General features: G+C 67.7%; 11 protein-coding genes and 2 tRNA genes. 6 read left to right on the forward strand and 7 right to left on the reverse strand.

Annotated elements, in window-relative coordinates:
* Nucleotides 1-22 precede the first annotated feature (22 nt).
* From GVY41_RS12585 to GVY41_RS12605, 5 genes are all read right to left on the reverse strand, one after another.
* On the reverse strand, nt 23-1,804 hold the full coding sequence (locus GVY41_RS12585; protein ID WP_161346747.1) for a peptidoglycan D,D-transpeptidase FtsI family protein: 1,782 nt from the start codon (nt 1,802-1,804) through the stop codon (nt 23-25).
* Nucleotides 1,801-2,160 (reverse strand): cell division protein FtsL, encoded by a 360-nt coding sequence (gene ftsL, locus GVY41_RS12590; RefSeq protein WP_161346745.1) that lies wholly within the window; start codon nt 2,158-2,160, stop codon nt 1,801-1,803. Before ftsL ends, GVY41_RS12585 begins: the two co-directional genes overlap by 4 nt.
* A 1-nt stretch (nt 2,161) precedes the next feature.
* Nucleotides 2,162-3,190: a 16S rRNA (cytosine(1402)-N(4))-methyltransferase RsmH gene (gene rsmH / locus GVY41_RS12595; RefSeq protein ID WP_161346743.1), complete on the reverse strand. Its 1,029-nt coding sequence runs from the start codon at nt 3,188-3,190 to the stop codon at nt 2,162-2,164.
* 3 nt (nt 3,191-3,193) lie between these two features.
* Complete coding sequence (gene mraZ, locus GVY41_RS12600; protein WP_161346741.1) at nt 3,194-3,724, reverse strand: division/cell wall cluster transcriptional repressor MraZ; 531 nt, start codon at nt 3,722-3,724, stop codon at nt 3,194-3,196.
* A gap of 699 nt (nt 3,725-4,423) precedes the next feature.
* Complete coding sequence (locus GVY41_RS12605; protein ID WP_161346739.1) at nt 4,424-5,518, reverse strand: Mrp/NBP35 family ATP-binding protein; 1,095 nt, start codon at nt 5,516-5,518, stop codon at nt 4,424-4,426.
* A gap of 260 nt (nt 5,519-5,778) precedes the next feature.
* Here GVY41_RS12605 and GVY41_RS12610 point away from each other — a divergent pair, with 260 nt between their 5' ends.
* Together GVY41_RS12610 and GVY41_RS12615 are read left to right on the forward strand one after the other, a co-directional pair.
* Nucleotides 5,779-6,000 carry a DUF1127 domain-containing protein gene (locus GVY41_RS12610; RefSeq protein ID WP_161346737.1) on the forward strand — a complete coding sequence of 74 codons (222 nt, stop codon included), beginning with the start codon at nt 5,779-5,781 and terminating at the stop codon, nt 5,998-6,000.
* Nucleotides 6,001-7,222: 1,222 nt separating this feature from the next.
* Complete coding sequence (locus GVY41_RS12615) at nt 7,223-8,377, forward strand: benzoate/H(+) symporter BenE family transporter (protein WP_161346735.1); 1,155 nt, start codon at nt 7,223-7,225, stop codon at nt 8,375-8,377.
* Nucleotides 8,378-8,404: 27 nt separating this feature from the next.
* On the opposite strand, the gene GVY41_RS12620 is transcribed toward GVY41_RS12615, so the two are convergent.
* Nucleotides 8,405-8,665: a hypothetical protein gene (locus tag GVY41_RS12620; RefSeq protein WP_161346733.1), complete on the reverse strand. Its 261-nt coding sequence runs from the start codon at nt 8,663-8,665 to the stop codon at nt 8,405-8,407.
* A 56-nt stretch (nt 8,666-8,721) separates the two neighbouring features.
* On the reverse strand, nt 8,722-11,199 hold the full coding sequence (locus GVY41_RS12625) for an ATP-dependent helicase (protein WP_161346731.1): 2,478 nt from the start codon (nt 11,197-11,199) through the stop codon (nt 8,722-8,724).
* Nucleotides 11,200-11,474: 275 nt separating this feature from the next.
* On the opposite strand from GVY41_RS12625, the gene GVY41_RS12630 reads away from it, so the two are divergent.
* From GVY41_RS12630 to GVY41_RS12645, 4 genes are all read left to right on the forward strand, one after another.
* On the forward strand, nt 11,475-14,921 hold the full coding sequence (locus tag GVY41_RS12630) for a pyruvate carboxylase (protein WP_161346729.1): 3,447 nt from the start codon (nt 11,475-11,477) through the stop codon (nt 14,919-14,921).
* Between the two features lie 378 nt (nt 14,922-15,299).
* Nucleotides 15,300-15,374: transfer RNA gene (locus tag GVY41_RS12635), tRNA-Gly, on the forward strand.
* Between the two features lie 94 nt (nt 15,375-15,468).
* A complete protein-coding gene (locus GVY41_RS12640) occupies nt 15,469-16,239 on the forward strand; it encodes a DUF72 domain-containing protein (protein ID WP_161346728.1) in 771 nt (256 codons plus the stop codon).
* A gap of 57 nt (nt 16,240-16,296) precedes the next feature.
* Nucleotides 16,297-16,371: transfer RNA gene (locus tag GVY41_RS12645), tRNA-Gly, on the forward strand.
* Nucleotides 16,372-16,433: the final 62 nt, after the last annotated feature.

Genomic DNA, 16,433 nt, shown 5'->3' on the forward strand with positions numbered 1-16,433 from the left:
TTCGGCGCCGCCTTGCGCCCCGTCAGTTGCGGACGAGTGTTATCCCATGCTGCGCCGGGGGTTCAACCTCGGGCCGCAGCCCCAGCATCGGCGCAACCCGGCGGATGATCTCGGCGCCGACCGGCACTGCGGTCCAGCCCGCGGTGCGGCGCGGCTCGCTGCCCGAATTCTCGGACGGCTCGTCCAGCGTGATGATCATCACGTATTTGGGATCATGCGACGGGAAGACCGACGCGAAGGTCGCGATCAGCCGGTCCTTGTAATAGCCCCCCTGCGGGTTGGGCTTGTCGGCAGAGCCGGTCTTGCCGCCCACCGCATAGCCCGGCACCTCGCCAAAGCTGGCGGTGCCGCGGGTCACCACGGCGCGCAGCATGGATCGCAGGATGCTGGAGGTTTCTTCCGACACGACGCGCGGCCCCGGCGCGGGCATCGGTGATTTCAGGATCGTCGGCGTGACCTTGGTGCCGCCGTTGAGCACCGAGGCATAGGCCGCCGCCAGATGCAGCGGGCTGGCCGACAACCCGTGGCCATAGGACACGGTCATCGTGGTGATCTCGGGCCAGTTGCGCGGCAGGATGGGCTTGCCGGTGGGCGCCTCGACCATCTCGATCGCCGTCGGCTCCAGCAGCCCCAGCGTGCCGAGGAAGGCCTTCTGCCGTTCGGCCCCCAGCATCAGCGCCACCCGCGCCGTGCCGATGTTCGAGGATTTGACGATGATGTCGGTCACCGACAGCTCGGCGCCGTAATCCTTGAAGTCGCGGATCCGGTGCTTGCCCCAGATCATCGGCGATTTGGTGGCGATATGGGTCTCGGGATTGACGAGATCCAGGTCCATGGCCTGCGCGATGGCGAAGATCTTGAAGGTCGAGCCGAGTTCATAGACGCCCTGCACCGCGCGGTTGAACAGCGGGCTGTCAGACGGATCGCCCTTCAGCGCGGGCTGCGGACGGGTGTTGGGGTCGAAATCGGGCAGCGAGGCCATGGCCACCACCTCGCCCGAATGGATATCCATCAAGATCGCCGTGGCGCCCTTGGCGTTCATCAGCTTCATGCCGCCATAGAGGACCTCCTCGACGGTGGCCTGGATGCCGAGGTCGATGGACAGTTGCAGCGGCTGCCCGCCATTGCCGGGGTCGCGCAGCCAGCCGTCGAAGGTCTTCTCCACCCCCGCCGTGCCGATCACCTCGGCCGAATGCACGCCCTCGCGGCCAAAGCTGGCGCCGCCCAGAACATGCGCGGCCAGCGCGCCATTGGGATAGATCCGCATCTCGCGCGGGCCGAACAGCAGGCCCGGATCGCCGATGTCATGCACCGCCTGCATCTGCTCGGGGCTGATCTTCTTCTTGATCCACAGGAACTTGCGGCTACCGGTGAAATCTTCCTTCAGGTCCTCGGCGTCCAGATCGGGGAAGATCGCGGCGAGTTCCACGGCGGCGCGTTCCGGCTCCACCATGCTTTGCGGCTGTGCGTAAAGGGAGTGGGTGACAAGGTTTGTGGCGAGGATGCGCCCCTCGCGGTCCACGATATCGGCGCGTTGCGCCAGGATCGAGGCGCCGGAGGCGGCCGCCCGCGGCTCTACCGGGTCGGTCGCGGCCAGCAGGCCCATGCGGGCGCCGACGACGGTGAAGGCGGAAAAGAACAGCAGGCCCATGACCAGCAGCCGCCCCTCGGCGCGCTGGCGGGACTTGTCGCGCATCGCCTCATGCCGCAGGCGCAGGTTCTCGCGTTCGATCGCGTCGGGATTCTCGCCGCGGTCACGGGCGGACAGGATGCGGGCCAGCGGGCGCAGCGGGGTGCGGATCACGGCGTCGTCTCCTCTGTTTCGGGAAGCGCCCCGAAGGTTTCCACCGGGTCGGTGATCGGCGGCAGCGGCTCGGCGGGGTAGCCCACTTGGGCCGCGGTGCCGAACTGCTCGGCCGTCAGTGGCAGCAGCTCCAGCCGCTGGAAGTTGATGTCGGCCAGTTCGCGCAGCCGGTCGGGACGGTTCAGGTACGCCCATTCCGCCTTCAGCACGTTCAGGCTTTCGCGCAGGTGGCGGATGTCCGATTGCAGGCGGTCGATCTCGGTCAGGCGGGCCTGGGTGCGGTAATTCTCGCGGTAGGCCCAGAAGGCAAGGCCCATGACGGCCAGCGCGGTGAGAACATAGAACAGGCTGCGCATGTCAGTGGCCTTTCCTGCGGGGGGCGGGGTCCAGCACGGGTTGCGGCAGGCCGAGGGATGAGCGGTCGGGCCGCCCCGCGGGCGCATCGGTGCGCTGCGCGACGCGCAGCTTGGCCGACCGGGCGCGGGGGTTCTGGGCCAGCTCATCGTCATCGGGCGCCACGGCGCGGCGGGTCAGCAGCTTGAAGGCCGGCGCTGCGTCCACCCGTTCGGGGGCATAGCGGCTGCCCTGCGCCTCGCCGCCGGAACGGGCGAGCAAGAAGCGCTTCACCACCCGGTCCTCCAGCGAGTGGAAGGTGACGACCGCCAGCCGCCCGCCGGGTTTCAGCGCGCGCTCCGCAGCCTCGAGCCCTTCGATCAGCTGGCCAAACTCGTCATTCACCGCGATGCGGATCGCCTGGAAGGTGCGGGTGGCCGGATGGCTCTGCCCCGGCTTGGGGCGCGGCAGGCAGGATTCGACGATGGCGACCAGCGCCCGCGTCGTCGCGATCGGCGCCGCCTCGCGGGCCCGGACGATGGCCTTGGCGATGCGCCGCGCCGCGCGGTCCTCGCCATAGTGATAGATGATGTCGGCCAGCACGGCCTCTTCGGCCTCGTTCACCAGATCTGCGGCGCTGGTGCCGGTGCTGCTCATCCGCATGTCCAGAGGGCCGTCCTTCATGAAGGAAAACCCGCGCTCCGCCTGGTCAAGCTGCATCGACGACACGCCCAGATCCAGCACCACCCCGTCCAGAGGCTCACCGGCAAGCGTGTCCATTTCCGAGAAGGTGCCTTCCACCAGCCGCAGCCGGCTGCCCAGAGGCTCCGCCCACTCCGACGCCATCGCAAAGACCGAAGGGTCGCGGTCGACGCCGATCACGCACTCCGCCCCCGCCTCCAGCAGCCCGCGCGCATAGCCGCCAGCGCCGAAGGTGCCGTCGAGCCAGGTGCCCGTGACCGGCGCCACCGCCGCCAGCAGCGGGCGCAGCAGGACGGGAACATGCGGTGCCGGGGTGTCGGGGCCAGAGGTGCCGGGGGATTCGGCGGCCATCGTTCAGAAGTTCCTGTCCAGAAGCGCCGCGATATCGACACCGGGGGCCAGGCCCTCGATCTCTTCCTCGGCCTTCTCGGCCACGTCGCGGTCATAGGCTTCGGGCTGCCAGATCTGGAAGGTGTCGGCGGTGCCGGCAAAGACGGCTTCTTCGCCAAGCGTCAGCTTCTCGCGCAGCTTTTGCGGCAGCACGATGCGGCCGTCGCCGTCAATTTCCGCCACGGTGGACAGGGTGATGAACACCCGCTCCAGCGCGCGGCGGCTGGGGGTGCCGCGCGGGATGGCAAGGATGCGCGCTTCCAGGGCGGCCATGCCGTCGACCGTGTAGCATTCCAGGAATTCTCGGCGGGTATCGCCATAGACGATGACGAAGCGGGCGCCGCCCTTGAGCTTGTCATCCTCGCGCAGCGCCTCGCGCCGGGCGCGGAACTCGGGATCGCCGTCTTCGAGGTGACGCCGAAATGCCGCCGGAATGGACACCCTGCCCTTTCCGTCGACCTTCTGGCTGAATTCTCCCCGGAACGACCCCGTCACCTTAGGTTTCCTTCACCGCCCGCGTTTCTGCTTTCCGCGCCAGGATCAGGCCCCCGCCTGCGCCCCGGTCCGGAAAGACAACGGCGGACCGGGCTGCTGCCACTGCCCGATCCGCCGCCCCTCGTCCCATCACTGGGTTATGTCCGGCTACGCGCGCCACCTGGGGGGATGTCTGCTCGCCCGCGCGCCGGATCTCTTTGGTCTTCGATAAACTCGAGCGCCTGTATGAAACCTGCACTTCTTTTCGCCGATTTGAGGTCTTGGTGCCTCTTACTCGTGTTCATCTTGTGAACAGGGATGCCACGGGAATTCATGGTAATCAACAGGTAAATCCGGGACCGGCTGGAGGGAGCGCGGCACTGGACCGCCCTGACGCGAGAGGCCACAGCCGGAAACGGGGCGCATATACGCAGCAATGGAACCACGGGCACCACATATAGACATCGTGAAACCCAAAGTGGCGTCCCGCCCTGCCCCACCCATTCCCGAAAAAAATGCAGCCTGTTCCGGACTGTGGCGGTCGCACAACGAGCCCGCCGCAATGATCACGAAATGTTCCGCCAATATCACAGCGACTCACGCGCCAGTGATTCGAAACGGCGGCCGAACCCCGACCGCCGCCCATGATTTCCCATGATGCTGTCAAACTGCCTGCGCCCGCCCCATGAAATCCCGGCAGGCGCGGCCTTCAGGCCCGGTTCAGGCCATCCCGCCGTCGATCAGCCGCTGCGCCAGCGTGGCATAGGCCTCGGCAATCGGCCCCTCGCCTGCGGCAATCGGGGTGCCCGCATCGCCGGCCAGCCGCACGTCAAGGCTCAGCGGAATCTCCCCCAGGAATGGCAACCCAAGCTTCGTCGCCTCGGCCCGCACCCCGCCATGCCCGAAGATATGCGCCTCATGCCCGCAGCTGGGGCATATATAAGAAGACATGTTCTCGATCAGCCCCAGCACCGGGGTCTTGAGCTTGGCGAACATGTCGATGGCCCGCCGCGCATCCAGCAGCGCCACGTCCTGCGGGGTCGACACCACCACCGCCCCGGTCAGATGCGTGCGCTGGCAGAGCGTCAGCTGCACATCCCCCGTGCCGGGCGGCAGATCGACGATCAGCACATCCAGCTCGCCCCAGGCCACCTGCCCCAGCAGCTGCTGCAGCGCGCCCATCAGCATCGGCCCGCGCCACACCACCGCTTCATCCTCTTTCAGCAGCAGCCCGATCGACATCACCGTCACCCCATGCGCGTGCAGCGGGATCATGGTCTTGCCATCGGGCGATTCCGGGCGGCCGGAGACGCCCATCATCCGCGGCTGCGAGGGACCGTATATATCGGCATCCAGCAGCCCGACCCGCCGCCCCGCCCGCGCCAACGCCACCGCGAGGTTGGACGACACCGTGGATTTGCCGACCCCGCCCTTGCCCGAGGCAATCGCCAGGATGCGGTCGATCCCCGCCACCCGCTGCGGCCCGGTCTGCCCCGGGGCCTGCGGCGTGGGGTGGCCGCCGATCTTCAGGCTGGGGGCGGCAGGTTTCGCCGCCGGCCCATGCGCCGTCAGCACCACCGACACCTGAGCTACCCCCGGCAGCGCCCGCACCGCCGCCTCGGCCGCCGCCCGCACCGATTCCATGCCGCGCGCCGCCTCCGGCGTCGGCGCCTCGAGCACGAATCTGACCTGATCCCCCCGCGAGTCGCTCTCGATCAGCAGCGCGCGCACCAGATCCTCGGCCACAAGATCGCGGCCCGAGGGCATGCGGATGCGGGCCAGCGCGGCAAGAACGGTGTCTTTGGTAACGGTCATTTTACGGCCTCCGGGACGTTTCGGCGGGCACTGTGGCATCCCTGCCAGCAAGGGCAAGCCAAACCACCCAAACCGGTCCTCAAAGCGCTGTGAAATGCGGCAGATGCCATGTTTGCGCTAAATATTAGGTCAGCAAGCGATATGCATTTTCCGCATGGCGGCATTGAGTCCGAGGGGGATTGTGCAGCTGCAGCATAGGGTCCATTTTCATCTCAACGGCGCAACGAGGCGCTGACCTGAACTAACCTGAGGCAGAGCACATGGCTTTCGCAAATGACATCCGCAGCATCGAGCACGGCTTCGCCGATCGCATCGCTGCTTTCTTCAAGAACGTGCAGGACGCACGGCAGCGCCGCAAGGTGTTCCGGCAGACCCTGTCCGAACTGCAGGCCCTCTCGGGCCGCGAGCTGGCCGATCTCGGCATCAACCGCTCGATGATCACCCGTGTGGCGGCCGAAGCTGCCTACGGCACCGAGAAGTAATTCGCTTTCCTGAGGCTCCTCCTCCTCCCTGAGTCTCGGAAATCTGCGGCGACCCCCTCCTCCTCCCTGGGGTCGCCGCACCAGATACCGGGCCAACGGCCCACAGCGTTAACGGGACCGAAAGGTCCATCCGGCATACGATGGCTCTCCTCCTCCTCCCTGAGGGCCTCGTTATGAAGGCGGCGGCCCCCTCCTCCTCCCTGGGGCCGCCGCTCTTCGAAACTGGAACCGCGGCCCGCAGGGGCCAATGCTTGATCGGGCCCGCAGGGGTCCACGAAATTCGGGCCTTCGGGCCCACCTGAATACGGCCGGCCCCTCCTCCTCCCTGGGCCGGACGTTGTGAAGGACGGTGGCGCTTCCTCCTCCTCCCTGAGGCGCCACCGCTCCCCTCACCAAGAATACGGCCGGCCCCTCCTCCTCCCTGGGCTGGACGTTGTGAAGGACAGTGGCGCCTCCTCCTCCTCCTTGAGGCGCCACTGCTCCCTTCAAACAGGATACGAAGGCCCCCTCCTCCTCCCTGGGGTCGGCGTTAAGAACGGCGGTGCCCCTTCTCCTCCCTGGGCGCCGCCGTTCGTTTTTGAGGATCCCCGATGTCACCGGAGTATCTGCCGGCACTCATGCCGCTGATGACGTGTATGCCGCGAACCCTTCGCTGCCATTGGTCCGTTCAGTTCGGGCGGGATTAGGCGAGGCACTGCCTCGCCCCCGCCCGTGCGGGACCGTTCTCCCAGAGCCGCCGGCATCGCGAGACTGTATGAGGACAGCGCCCGACCTGGCCGGCGAGAAGCGCCCGCCAGAGGCGGGGCGGGCGCTGGCCGGGCCCTTTGGGGGCCCGTCCGGCGCAAGTTGCGGAGTGCGGTGCGTGGCGAAGGCGATGGCCTTCGCCAGATCGGCGTTGAACGCATGTTTACTGCGAGCTAGTGTTTTTCTGCTTCGTGAGCTGCGGTTTGGGCGGAAAAAGGCGAGGCACTGCCTCGCCCCGCCCGTGCGGTGCCTGTCAACCAGAGCCGCTGGCAACCTAAGACCGTATGAGGGCAGCGCCCGTGTGGGTGGAGACGGCGGTGGGTGGCGAGGGCGATGGCCTTCGCCAAGGACAGCGATGCAAACGGGTCGCCAAGCAGCAGTCCCCCCTTCCCCCGCCTACCGTGGGGACCACCCCTTGCCGCCGCCCGACCCCCGCCGCATAGTCCGCCGCAACACGCGACAGGCAGCACGGAACACCATGCGGATTTCCCTCTTTTCGGCGGCGCTGGTCGCAGCTCTCGTCGGCTATGGCAGCACCATCGCGCTGCTGCTGGCCGCCGCGCAGGCCGTCGGCGCCACGCCCGAACAGACCGGATCGTGGATCTTCGCCATCTGCCTTGCCAAGGCCGCCGGCTCCGCCTTCCTCAGCCTGCGCGCGCGGATGCCCATCGTGCTGGCTTGGTCCACCCCCGGCGCGGCCCTCGTCGCCGCCTCGCAGGGGCTGAGCATGGCCGAGGCCGTTGCCGCCTTCCTCTTCGCCGGGCTGCTGATCGCGCTGACCGGAGCCCTCCGCCCGCTCGGCCGGATGATCGCGGCGCTGCCCGATGCCGTGGCCGCCGCGATGCTGGCGGGGGTGCTGCTGCCCTTCTGCCTGAAGGTGCCGGGCCATGCCGCCGCCCTCCCGGCGCTGATCCTGCCGGTGGTCGCGGTGTTCCTGGCGGTGCGCCTGTTCAGCCCGGCCCAGGCGGTGCTGGCCGCGCTGGCAACGGGCCTGATCCTCAGCTTCGCCCTGCCCGGCGCAGCGGCGCTGCCCGACCTCAGCTTCACCCTGCCGCGCCTGACCTTCATCGCGCCCGATTTCGACATCGGCGCCCTGATCGGTCTCGGCCTGCCTCTCTATCTGGTGACGATGGCCTCGCAAAACCTGCCCGGATTCGCCGTGCTGCGCGCCGCGGGCTACACGCCCCCCGTGCGCCCGGCGCTGGTGGTGACGGGCGGGCTCTCTGCCCTCACGGCGCTCGCAGGCGCCCATACCATCAGCATGGCCGCGATCACCGCCGCGATCTGCCTGGGCGAGGATGTCCATCCCGACCGCGCGCAGCGCTGGAAGGTGGGACTGGTCTATGCCGCAATCTGGGTGGTGCTTGGCCTGTTCGGCCCGGTGATCCTCACGCTGATCGGCGCCATGCCCGCGGCCCTCGTCGCCACCATCGCCGGCCTTGCGCTGATCGCGCCGTTCCTCGGTGCCGCCAGTGCGGCCTTTGCCGCGGTGGAGACCCGCTTCGCCGCCGGCACCACGCTGATCGTCACCGCCTCGGGCGTGGCGGTCTTCGGCATCGGCGCGGCGTTCTGGGGGCTGATCGCCGGCCTTTTGGTCCATGCGCTGGACAAGGCAAGGCGGCGGCCGGTGTAACCCGCGCCGCCGCCTGCATCCGACTCGTCAATCGGTGCGGATGAACCTGTTGAACCGGCTCTCCTCGCCCGAGGCGAGATGATCCTGATAGATGAATTCCAGATCCCGGTCGTCGAAGATCCTGAAGAACTCGTCCCAGCTGATCTCTTCCAGCGCCTCTTCGGGCTCGCCGAAATCCAGCCGCAGCAGCCCGCCATCGCGGTCGCCCTCGACGCGGGACGGCCGCCCGCCCCGCGCCTCGGCCCAATTGCGAATCGTGTCATGGTCACGCGTTGTCTTGGATGTCATCGCGGTCTCCTTCCGTTTCAGCGGAAGAAACCCCGGCGGCGGCGCATCAGTTCCGGTCAGAACGGCACATCATCCGCCTCCGAGGCCGCCACCACGAATCCCGCGACGATCTTCTTGACGCCGGTCGCAAAGGCCACCGCCAGCTTGTCGCCCTCGATCTCCTGCACATGGCCATAGCCGAACTTCTGGTGGAACACCCGGTCGCCCACGTCGAAGGCCGACACGGCATCAAGGTCGATCACCGTATGCCGCGATTCCTTCGGCTGGCTGACGGGGCGATTGCCCGCCCGGTCCTGCAGCCGCCGCCAGCCCGGCGAGTTGTAGACATCGGCCTTCGCCGCCCGCGCCTCAACCGACGACCCACCCGAAGAACTCCCAAACCCCGCCGCCGCGCCATAGCCGCCGCCATAGAGCCCCGGCGGCGTCAGCACCTCGACATCCGCCTCGGGCAATTCGTCGATGAAGCGCGAGGGCATCTGGCTTTGCCAGCGGCCATAGACCTGCCGGTTGCCCGCAAAGGAAATCGTGCACAGCTCCTCGGCGCGGGTGATGCCGACATAGGCCAGCCGCCGCTCCTCCTCGAGCCCCTTCTGCCCGCTTTCATCCATCGAGCGCTGGCTGGGGAACAGCCCGTCCTCCCAGCCCGGCAGGAACACCACCGGGAACTCCAGCCCCTTGGCGGCGTGCAGGGTCATGATGGTGATCTTCTCCGATTCCTCCTCGGACGAGTTGTCGAGGATCAGCGCCACGTGCTCGAGGAACCCCTGCAAATTGTCGAACTGCTCCAGCGCCTTGACCAGTTCCTTGAGGTTTTCGAGCCGCCCCGCCGCCTCGGGCGTCTTGTCGTTCTGCCACATGGCGATGTAGCCCGAATCCTCCAGGATCTCCTCGGCCAGCCGCACATGGGAATGGTCATGGGCGGGCGGAACCGAGGCGACCTCCAGCTCGATCAGCTCATCGTCATCCTCCGCCGGGCTGCGCGCCGTGGCCGGGCTCGCGGCTGCGATCGCCTTGTGCCAGCGGTCCACATTCTCCACGAACCGCCGCAATTCCGCCGCGCCCTTGCCGCCCAGCTTGCCCGCGGCCACCGCATAGCGCGCGCCCTCCAGCAGGCTGGTGCCATCGGCGCGCGCGGTCATCTGGATCACCTGCTGCGCCTTGTCGCCCAGCCCCCGCTTGGGCGTGTTCACGATCCGCTCGAAGGCCAGATCATCCTCGGGCGAGACCGCCAGCCGGAAATAGGCCATCGCATTGCGGATCTCGGCCCGTTCATAGAATCGCGGCCCGCCGACCACGCGGTAGGGCAGGCCAATGGTCAGGAACCGGTCCTCGAAGGCGCGCATCTGGCTGCTGCCGCGCACCAGGATCGCCTGCCCGTTCAGCGACACGGCGCGCATCCGTCGCCCGCCCCGCTGCAGCGCCTCGGCCTCTTCCCCGATCCAGCGCGCCTCTTCCTCGCCGTCCCAGTGGCCGATCAGCCGCACCTTCTCGCCGGCCTGCTCCTCGGTCCACAGCGTCTTGCCAAGCCGCCCGGCATTCTGCGCGATCACCGAGGAGGCGGCGGCAAGGATATGCGGGGTGGAGCGGTAGTTCTGCTCCAGCCGGATCACCTTGGCGCCCGGAAAATCCTTCTCGAACCGCAGGATGTTGCCCACCTCGGCCCCGCGCCAGCCATAGATCGACTGGTCGTCATCGCCCACGCAGCAGATGTTCTTGTGGCCCTGCGCCAGCAGCCGCAGCCACAGGTACTGTGCGACGTTGGTATCCTGATACTCGTCGACGAGGATGTAGCGCAGCCAGCGCTGATACTGGGCCAGCACGTCGGGATGCGCCTGAAAGATCGTCACCACATGCAGCAGCAGGTCGCCGAAATCGACGGCATTGAGGCTGCGCAGCCGGTCCTGATAGGCGGCGTAAAGCTCTGTCCCGCGATTGCCGAAGGCGGCGGCCTCGGCATTCGGCACATTGCCCGGCGTCAGCGCGCGGTTCTTCCAGCCGTCGATGATCCCCGCCAGCTGCCGCGCCGGCCAGCGCTTCTCGTCGATATTGGCGGCGTTGATGACCTGCTTCATCAGCCGGATCTGGTCATCGGTATCCAGAATCGTGAAACTCGACTTGAGGCTTGCCAGTTCCGCATGGCGGCGCAGGATCTTGACACTGATCGAGTGGAACGTGCCCATCCAGCGCAGGGGCTCCAGCAGGTGGAAGGGCTGCTTCGCCAGCCGCTCGCGCATCTCGCGCGCCGCCTTGTTGGTGAAGGTCACCGCCAGAATCTCGTTCGGCCGCGCCCGGCCCGAGGCCACCAGATTGGCGATCCGCGCCATCAGCGTCTTGGTCTTGCCGGTGCCCGCGCCCGCCAGCATCAGCAGCGGGCCATCCAGCGCCTCGGCCGCCTCGCGCTGCGCGGGGTTCAGGTCATCCAGATACGCCGTGCCGCGCGCACCCGCAGCCCCCGCCATCGCCCGTTGTGACAGGCTCTGCGGAACAGCGGCGGCGGCGCCTTCGAAGGCATCATCTTCATCAAATCGGCTCATGCGCGCACTCTAGAAATCGGCTCATGCGCGCACTCTAGCGCCCTTCGCCGCCGGGGAAAAGTCAAGTTCTTGGAATGTTCGCACACGTCGTCCCGCCCCCGACGCGCCGCCCAACGCCTTGCAACCGCTGGAAAATCGCCTACCCGCTTTGCATATCCCCCTTGAACCCCAAGCAAATCTTGCAATGCGCCCCGTGGCGGCTCTTGCGCTGCGCCGCGGCATCTTGGATGGTTTGCCGATGCCGCGCCTATTTTTGCAGCGCCCGGAGGGACACCATGCCAGAGTTCAAGAAGATCCTGATCGCCAACCGCGGCGAGATCGCCATCCGGGTGCTGCGCGCCGCCAATGAGCTTGGCAAGAAGACCGTCGCCGTCTACGCCGAAGAGGACAAGCTGAGCCTGCACCGCTTCAAGGCGGATGAGGCCTACCGGATCGGCGAGGGCATGGGCCCGGTCGCGGCCTATCTCTCGATCCCCGAGATCATCCGGGTGGCGAAGGAATCCGGCGCCGACGCCATCCATCCCGGCTATGGCCTGCTGTCCGAGAACCCCGATTTCGTCGAGGCTTGCGTCGCCGCCGGCATCACCTTCATCGGCCCCAAGGCGGAAACCATGCGCGCCTTGGGCGACAAGGCCAGCGCCCGCCGCGTCGCCATCGAGGCCGGCGTGCCGGTGATCCCGGCGACGGAAGTTCTGGGCGAGGATTTCGACCTGATCAAGGCCGAGGCGGCGGCGGTCGGCTATCCCCTCATGCTCAAGGCCAGCTGGGGCGGCGGCGGGCGCGGGATGCGCCCGGTGAACGGCCCGGATGAGCTGATCGAGAAGGTCCGCGAGGGCCGGCGCGAGGCCGAGGCCGCCTTCGGCAATGGCGAGGGCTATCTGGAAAAGATGATCCTGCGCGCCCGCCATGTCGAGGTGCAGATCCTCGGCGACAGCCATGGCGAGATCTACCACCTCTATGAACGCGACTGCACCGTCCAGCGCCGCAACCAGAAGGTGGTGGAGCGCGCCCCCGCCCCCTACCTGACCGACGCGCAACGCGCCGAGGTCTGCGAGCTTGGCCGCCGGATCTGCGCCCATGTCGGCTATGAATGCGCCGGCACCGTCGAGTTCCTGATGGATATGGACAGCCAGCAGTTCTACTTCATCGAGGTGAACCCGCGGGTGCAGGTCGAACATACCGTCACCGAAGAGGTGACCGGCATCGACATCGTGCAGGCCCAGATCAAGATCGCCGAGGGCAAGACGCTGGCCGAGGCCACCGGCATTGCCAGCCAGGCCGATGTGCAACTGCGCGGCCATGCCGTGCAATGCCGCGTCACCACCGAAGACCCGCAGAACAACTTCATCCCCGACTATGGCCGCATCACCGCCTACCGGTCCGCCACCGGCATGGGCATCCGGCTCGACGGCGGCACGGCCTATGCAGGTGGCGTCATCACCCGCTATTACGATTCGCTGCTGGTCAAGGTCACCGCCTGGGCGCAGACGCCGGAACAGGCCATCGCCCGCATGGACCGCGCCCTGCGCGAGTTCCGCATCCGCGGTGTCAGCACCAATATCGACTTCGTCATCAACCTGCTGAAACACCCGACCTTCCTCGGCAACACCTACACCACCAAGTTCATCGACACGACGCCCGAGCTGTTCGACTTCCGCGCCCGCGCCGACCGCGCCACCAAGATCCTCACCTATATCGCCGATATCACGGTCAACGGGCATCCCGAGACCGCCGGCCGCCCGAAACCGCCCGCCGAGGCGCGCAAGCCGCGGCTGCCCAAGCTGCGCGGCGACCCCGCCCCCGGCACCCGCACCCTGCTGGACAGCCAGGGCCCCAAGGCCGTGGCCGACTGGCTGTCGGCCCAGCCTCAGCTGCTGATCACCGACACCACGATGCGCGACGGGCACCAGTCGCTGCTGGCCACCCGGATGCGCTCGATCGACATGATCCGCGTGGCGCCCGCCTATGCCGCCAACCTGCCGCAGCTCTTCAGCGTCGAATGCTGGGGCGGCGCCACCTTCGACGTGGCCTACCGCTTCTTGCAGGAATGCCCCTGGCAGCGCCTGCGCGACCTGCGCGCGCGGATGCCGAACGTGATGACCCAGATGCTGCTGCGCGCCTCCAACGGCGTCGGCTATACCAACTACCCCGACAACGTGGTGCAATCCTTCGTGGCCCAGGCGGCGAAGACCGGCGTCGATGTGTTCCGCGTCTTCGACAGCCTGAACTGGGTCGAGAACATGCGCGTCGCCATGGACGCGGTGCTCGAGGCGGAGAAGGTCTGCGAGGCCTCGATCTGCTACACCGGCGACCTGCTGGACCCGGCCCGCGCCAAGTATGACCTCAAGTATTACGTGTCGATGGCGCGAGAGCTGCAGGACGCCGGTGCCCATGTGCTGGGGCTGAAGGACATGGCGGGCCTGCTGAAGCCCGCCGCCGCCCGCATCCTGATCAAGGCGCTGAAGGAAGAGGTCGGCCTGCCGATCCATTTCCACACCCATGACACCAGCGGCATCGCCGGCGCCACCATCCTTGCGGCCGCCGAGGCGGGCGTGGACGCGGTCGATGCCGCGATGGACGCCTTCTCGGGTGGCACCTCGCAGCCCTGCCTTGGGTCTATCGTGGAAGCCCTGCGCAACACCGACCGCGACACCGGGCTCGACATCGGCGCCATCCGCGAGATCTCCAACTACTGGGAGGGCGTGCGCCATCAGTATCGCGCCTTCGAGAGCGGGCTGGAAGCTCCCGCCTCGGAAGTCTGGCTGCACGAAATGCCCGGCGGCCAGTTCACCAACCTCAAGGCGCAGGCCCGCAGCCTTGGCCTCGAGGACCGCTGGCACGAGGTCGCTCAGACCTATGCCGACGTGAACCGGATGTTCGGCGATATCGTCAAAGTCACGCCCTCCTCGAAGGTCGTGGGTGACATGGCGCTGATGATGGTCGCCCAGAACCTCAGCCGCGCCCAGGTCGAGGATCCGGCCACCGATGTCGCCTTCCCCGACTCGGTGGTGGACATGCTGCGCGGCAATCTCGGCCAGCCTCCGGGTGGCTGGCCCGCCGGCATCACCGCCAAGGTGCTGAAGGGCGAGACGCCCTCGACGACGCGCCCCGGCAAGCACCTGCCCCCGGTGGATCTGGAGGCGGTGCGCGCCAAAGTGTCCGCCGATCTGGGCGGCATTCCCATCGACGACGAGGATCTGAACGGCTACCTGATGTATCCCAAGGTGTTCATGGACTACATGAAACGCCACATCGCCTATGGCCCGGTGCGGACCCTGCCGACCCATGCCTACCTTTACGGCATGGCCCCCGGCGAGGAGATCTCGGTCGAGATCGACCCCGGCAAGACCCTGGAAATCCGCCTGCAGACGCTGGGGGAAACCACCGACGAGGGCGAGGCGAAGGTGTTCTTCGAGCTGAACGGCCAGCCGCGCGTCATCAAGGTGCCGAACCGCATGGTCAAGGCCAAGACCGCCGCCCGCCCCAAGGCGCAGGACGGCGACCCGGCCCATATCGGCGCCCCGATGCCCGGCTCGGTCGCCTCGGTTGCGGTAAGTGTTGGGCAAAAGGTCAATGCCGGCGATCTGCTCCTCACCATCGAGGCGATGAAGATGGAAACCGGCATCCATGCCGACCGCGCCGCCACGGTGAAGGCGGTGCATGTGGTTCCCGGCGCCCAGATCGACGCAAAGGACCTGCTGGTGGAACTCGGCGAGACCTGACCCGCCAGCGCGGCGCCTGTGGAAAGGGCGGGGGGCCGTCTGCCCCCCGCGCCCCCCGAGGATATTTGGAAAAGGCAAAGCCGCATTGACGATCCATTAACCTCGCCGCTGCAACCTGTGCAGGCGGTACAGGCGGGGACGCCGATGACCGCAAAGGCAAAGGCGCCCTGCTTCCACCGCGCAACCGGCCCGAGGCGGGGCGCCGATCTTCCTCACCCCTTCCCCTTTGCCTTTCGCAAATATCCTCGGGGGGTCCGGGGGGCAGACGGCCCCCCGGCCTGTCGTCCAATGCAGCGCCCGCCAATCTGTCCCTCCCCCCGCATTTTCCGCTTGCAGCCCCGCGCGTCAGCCCTTAAATCCGCCGTCACCGGAACCGGTGCGGGCGTAGCTCAGGGGTAGAGCATAACCTTGCCAAGGTTAGGGTCGGGCGTTCGAATCGCCTCGCCCGCTCCAGTTCCGATGGTGAAAAAGCGGCTCCTTCGGGGGCCGTTTTTCGTTTCCGGCCCCCGCGCCCGGAACCCTGCCCCCGGCGGTACGTTTGCCTGCCATGACGCAGCGCAAGCCCCCCTCCCCCCGCAACATCCGCATCGGCATCGGCGGCTGGGTCTTCGCGCCCTGGCGCGGCAGCTTCTACCCCGAGGGCCTGCCGCAGAAGGCCGAGCTCGCCCATGCCAGCCGCCAGCTGACCTCGCTCGAGGTCAACGGCACCTTCTACCGCACCCAGACGCCCGAGACCTTCCAGCACTGGCATGACGCGGCGCCCGAGGATTTCGTCTTCGCCCTCAAGGCCCCCCGCTACGCCACCAACCGCAAGGGTCTGGCCGAGGCGGGCGAGAGCATCCAGCGGTTCATGGGCAGCGGCCTCACCCGCCTGCACACCAAGCTCGGCCCGATCAACTGGCAGTTCGCCCCGAACAAGCGCTTCGACCCCGAGGATCTCGCCGCCTTCCTCCACCTGCTGCCCGACAGCGCCGACGGCCTTCCCCTCCGCCACGCGCTCGAACTGCGCCACGAGTCGTTCCAGGACCCCGGCATCGCCGCCGAGGCCGCCGCCCTCGCCAAGGCCCGCAACGTCGCCCTCGTCGTCGCCGGCGACTCCCCCTACCCGCGGATCGAGGAACCGACCGCCGATTTCGTCTACGCCCGGATCATGGGCACCGAGGACACCCACCCCCTCGGCTACACCCCCAAGGCGCTGGACGCCTGGGCCGCGCAGGCCAGGGACTGGGCCAGCACCCGCGACGTCTATCTCTACGTCATCAGCGGCGCCAAGGCCCGCAACCCCGCCGCCGCCCGCGCCCTCATCACCCGCCTCTAGCTGCAAAATTCCTGTTGCGCCCCGCCCGCCCCGGCGCTATCAGACGCGCCACGGAGTGCGGGCGTAGCTCAGGGGTAGAGCATAACCTTGCCAAGGTTAGGGTCGGGCGTTCGAATCGCCTCGCCCGCTCCAGTGATCCGGCAACCCCATGCCGGATGCGACTTGGCCCTTCGGGGCCATTTGCATTTGTGACA

The sequence above is a fragment of the Frigidibacter albus genome (assembly GCF_009908165.1).
Lineage (GTDB): Bacteria > Pseudomonadota > Alphaproteobacteria > Rhodobacterales > Rhodobacteraceae > Frigidibacter > Frigidibacter albus.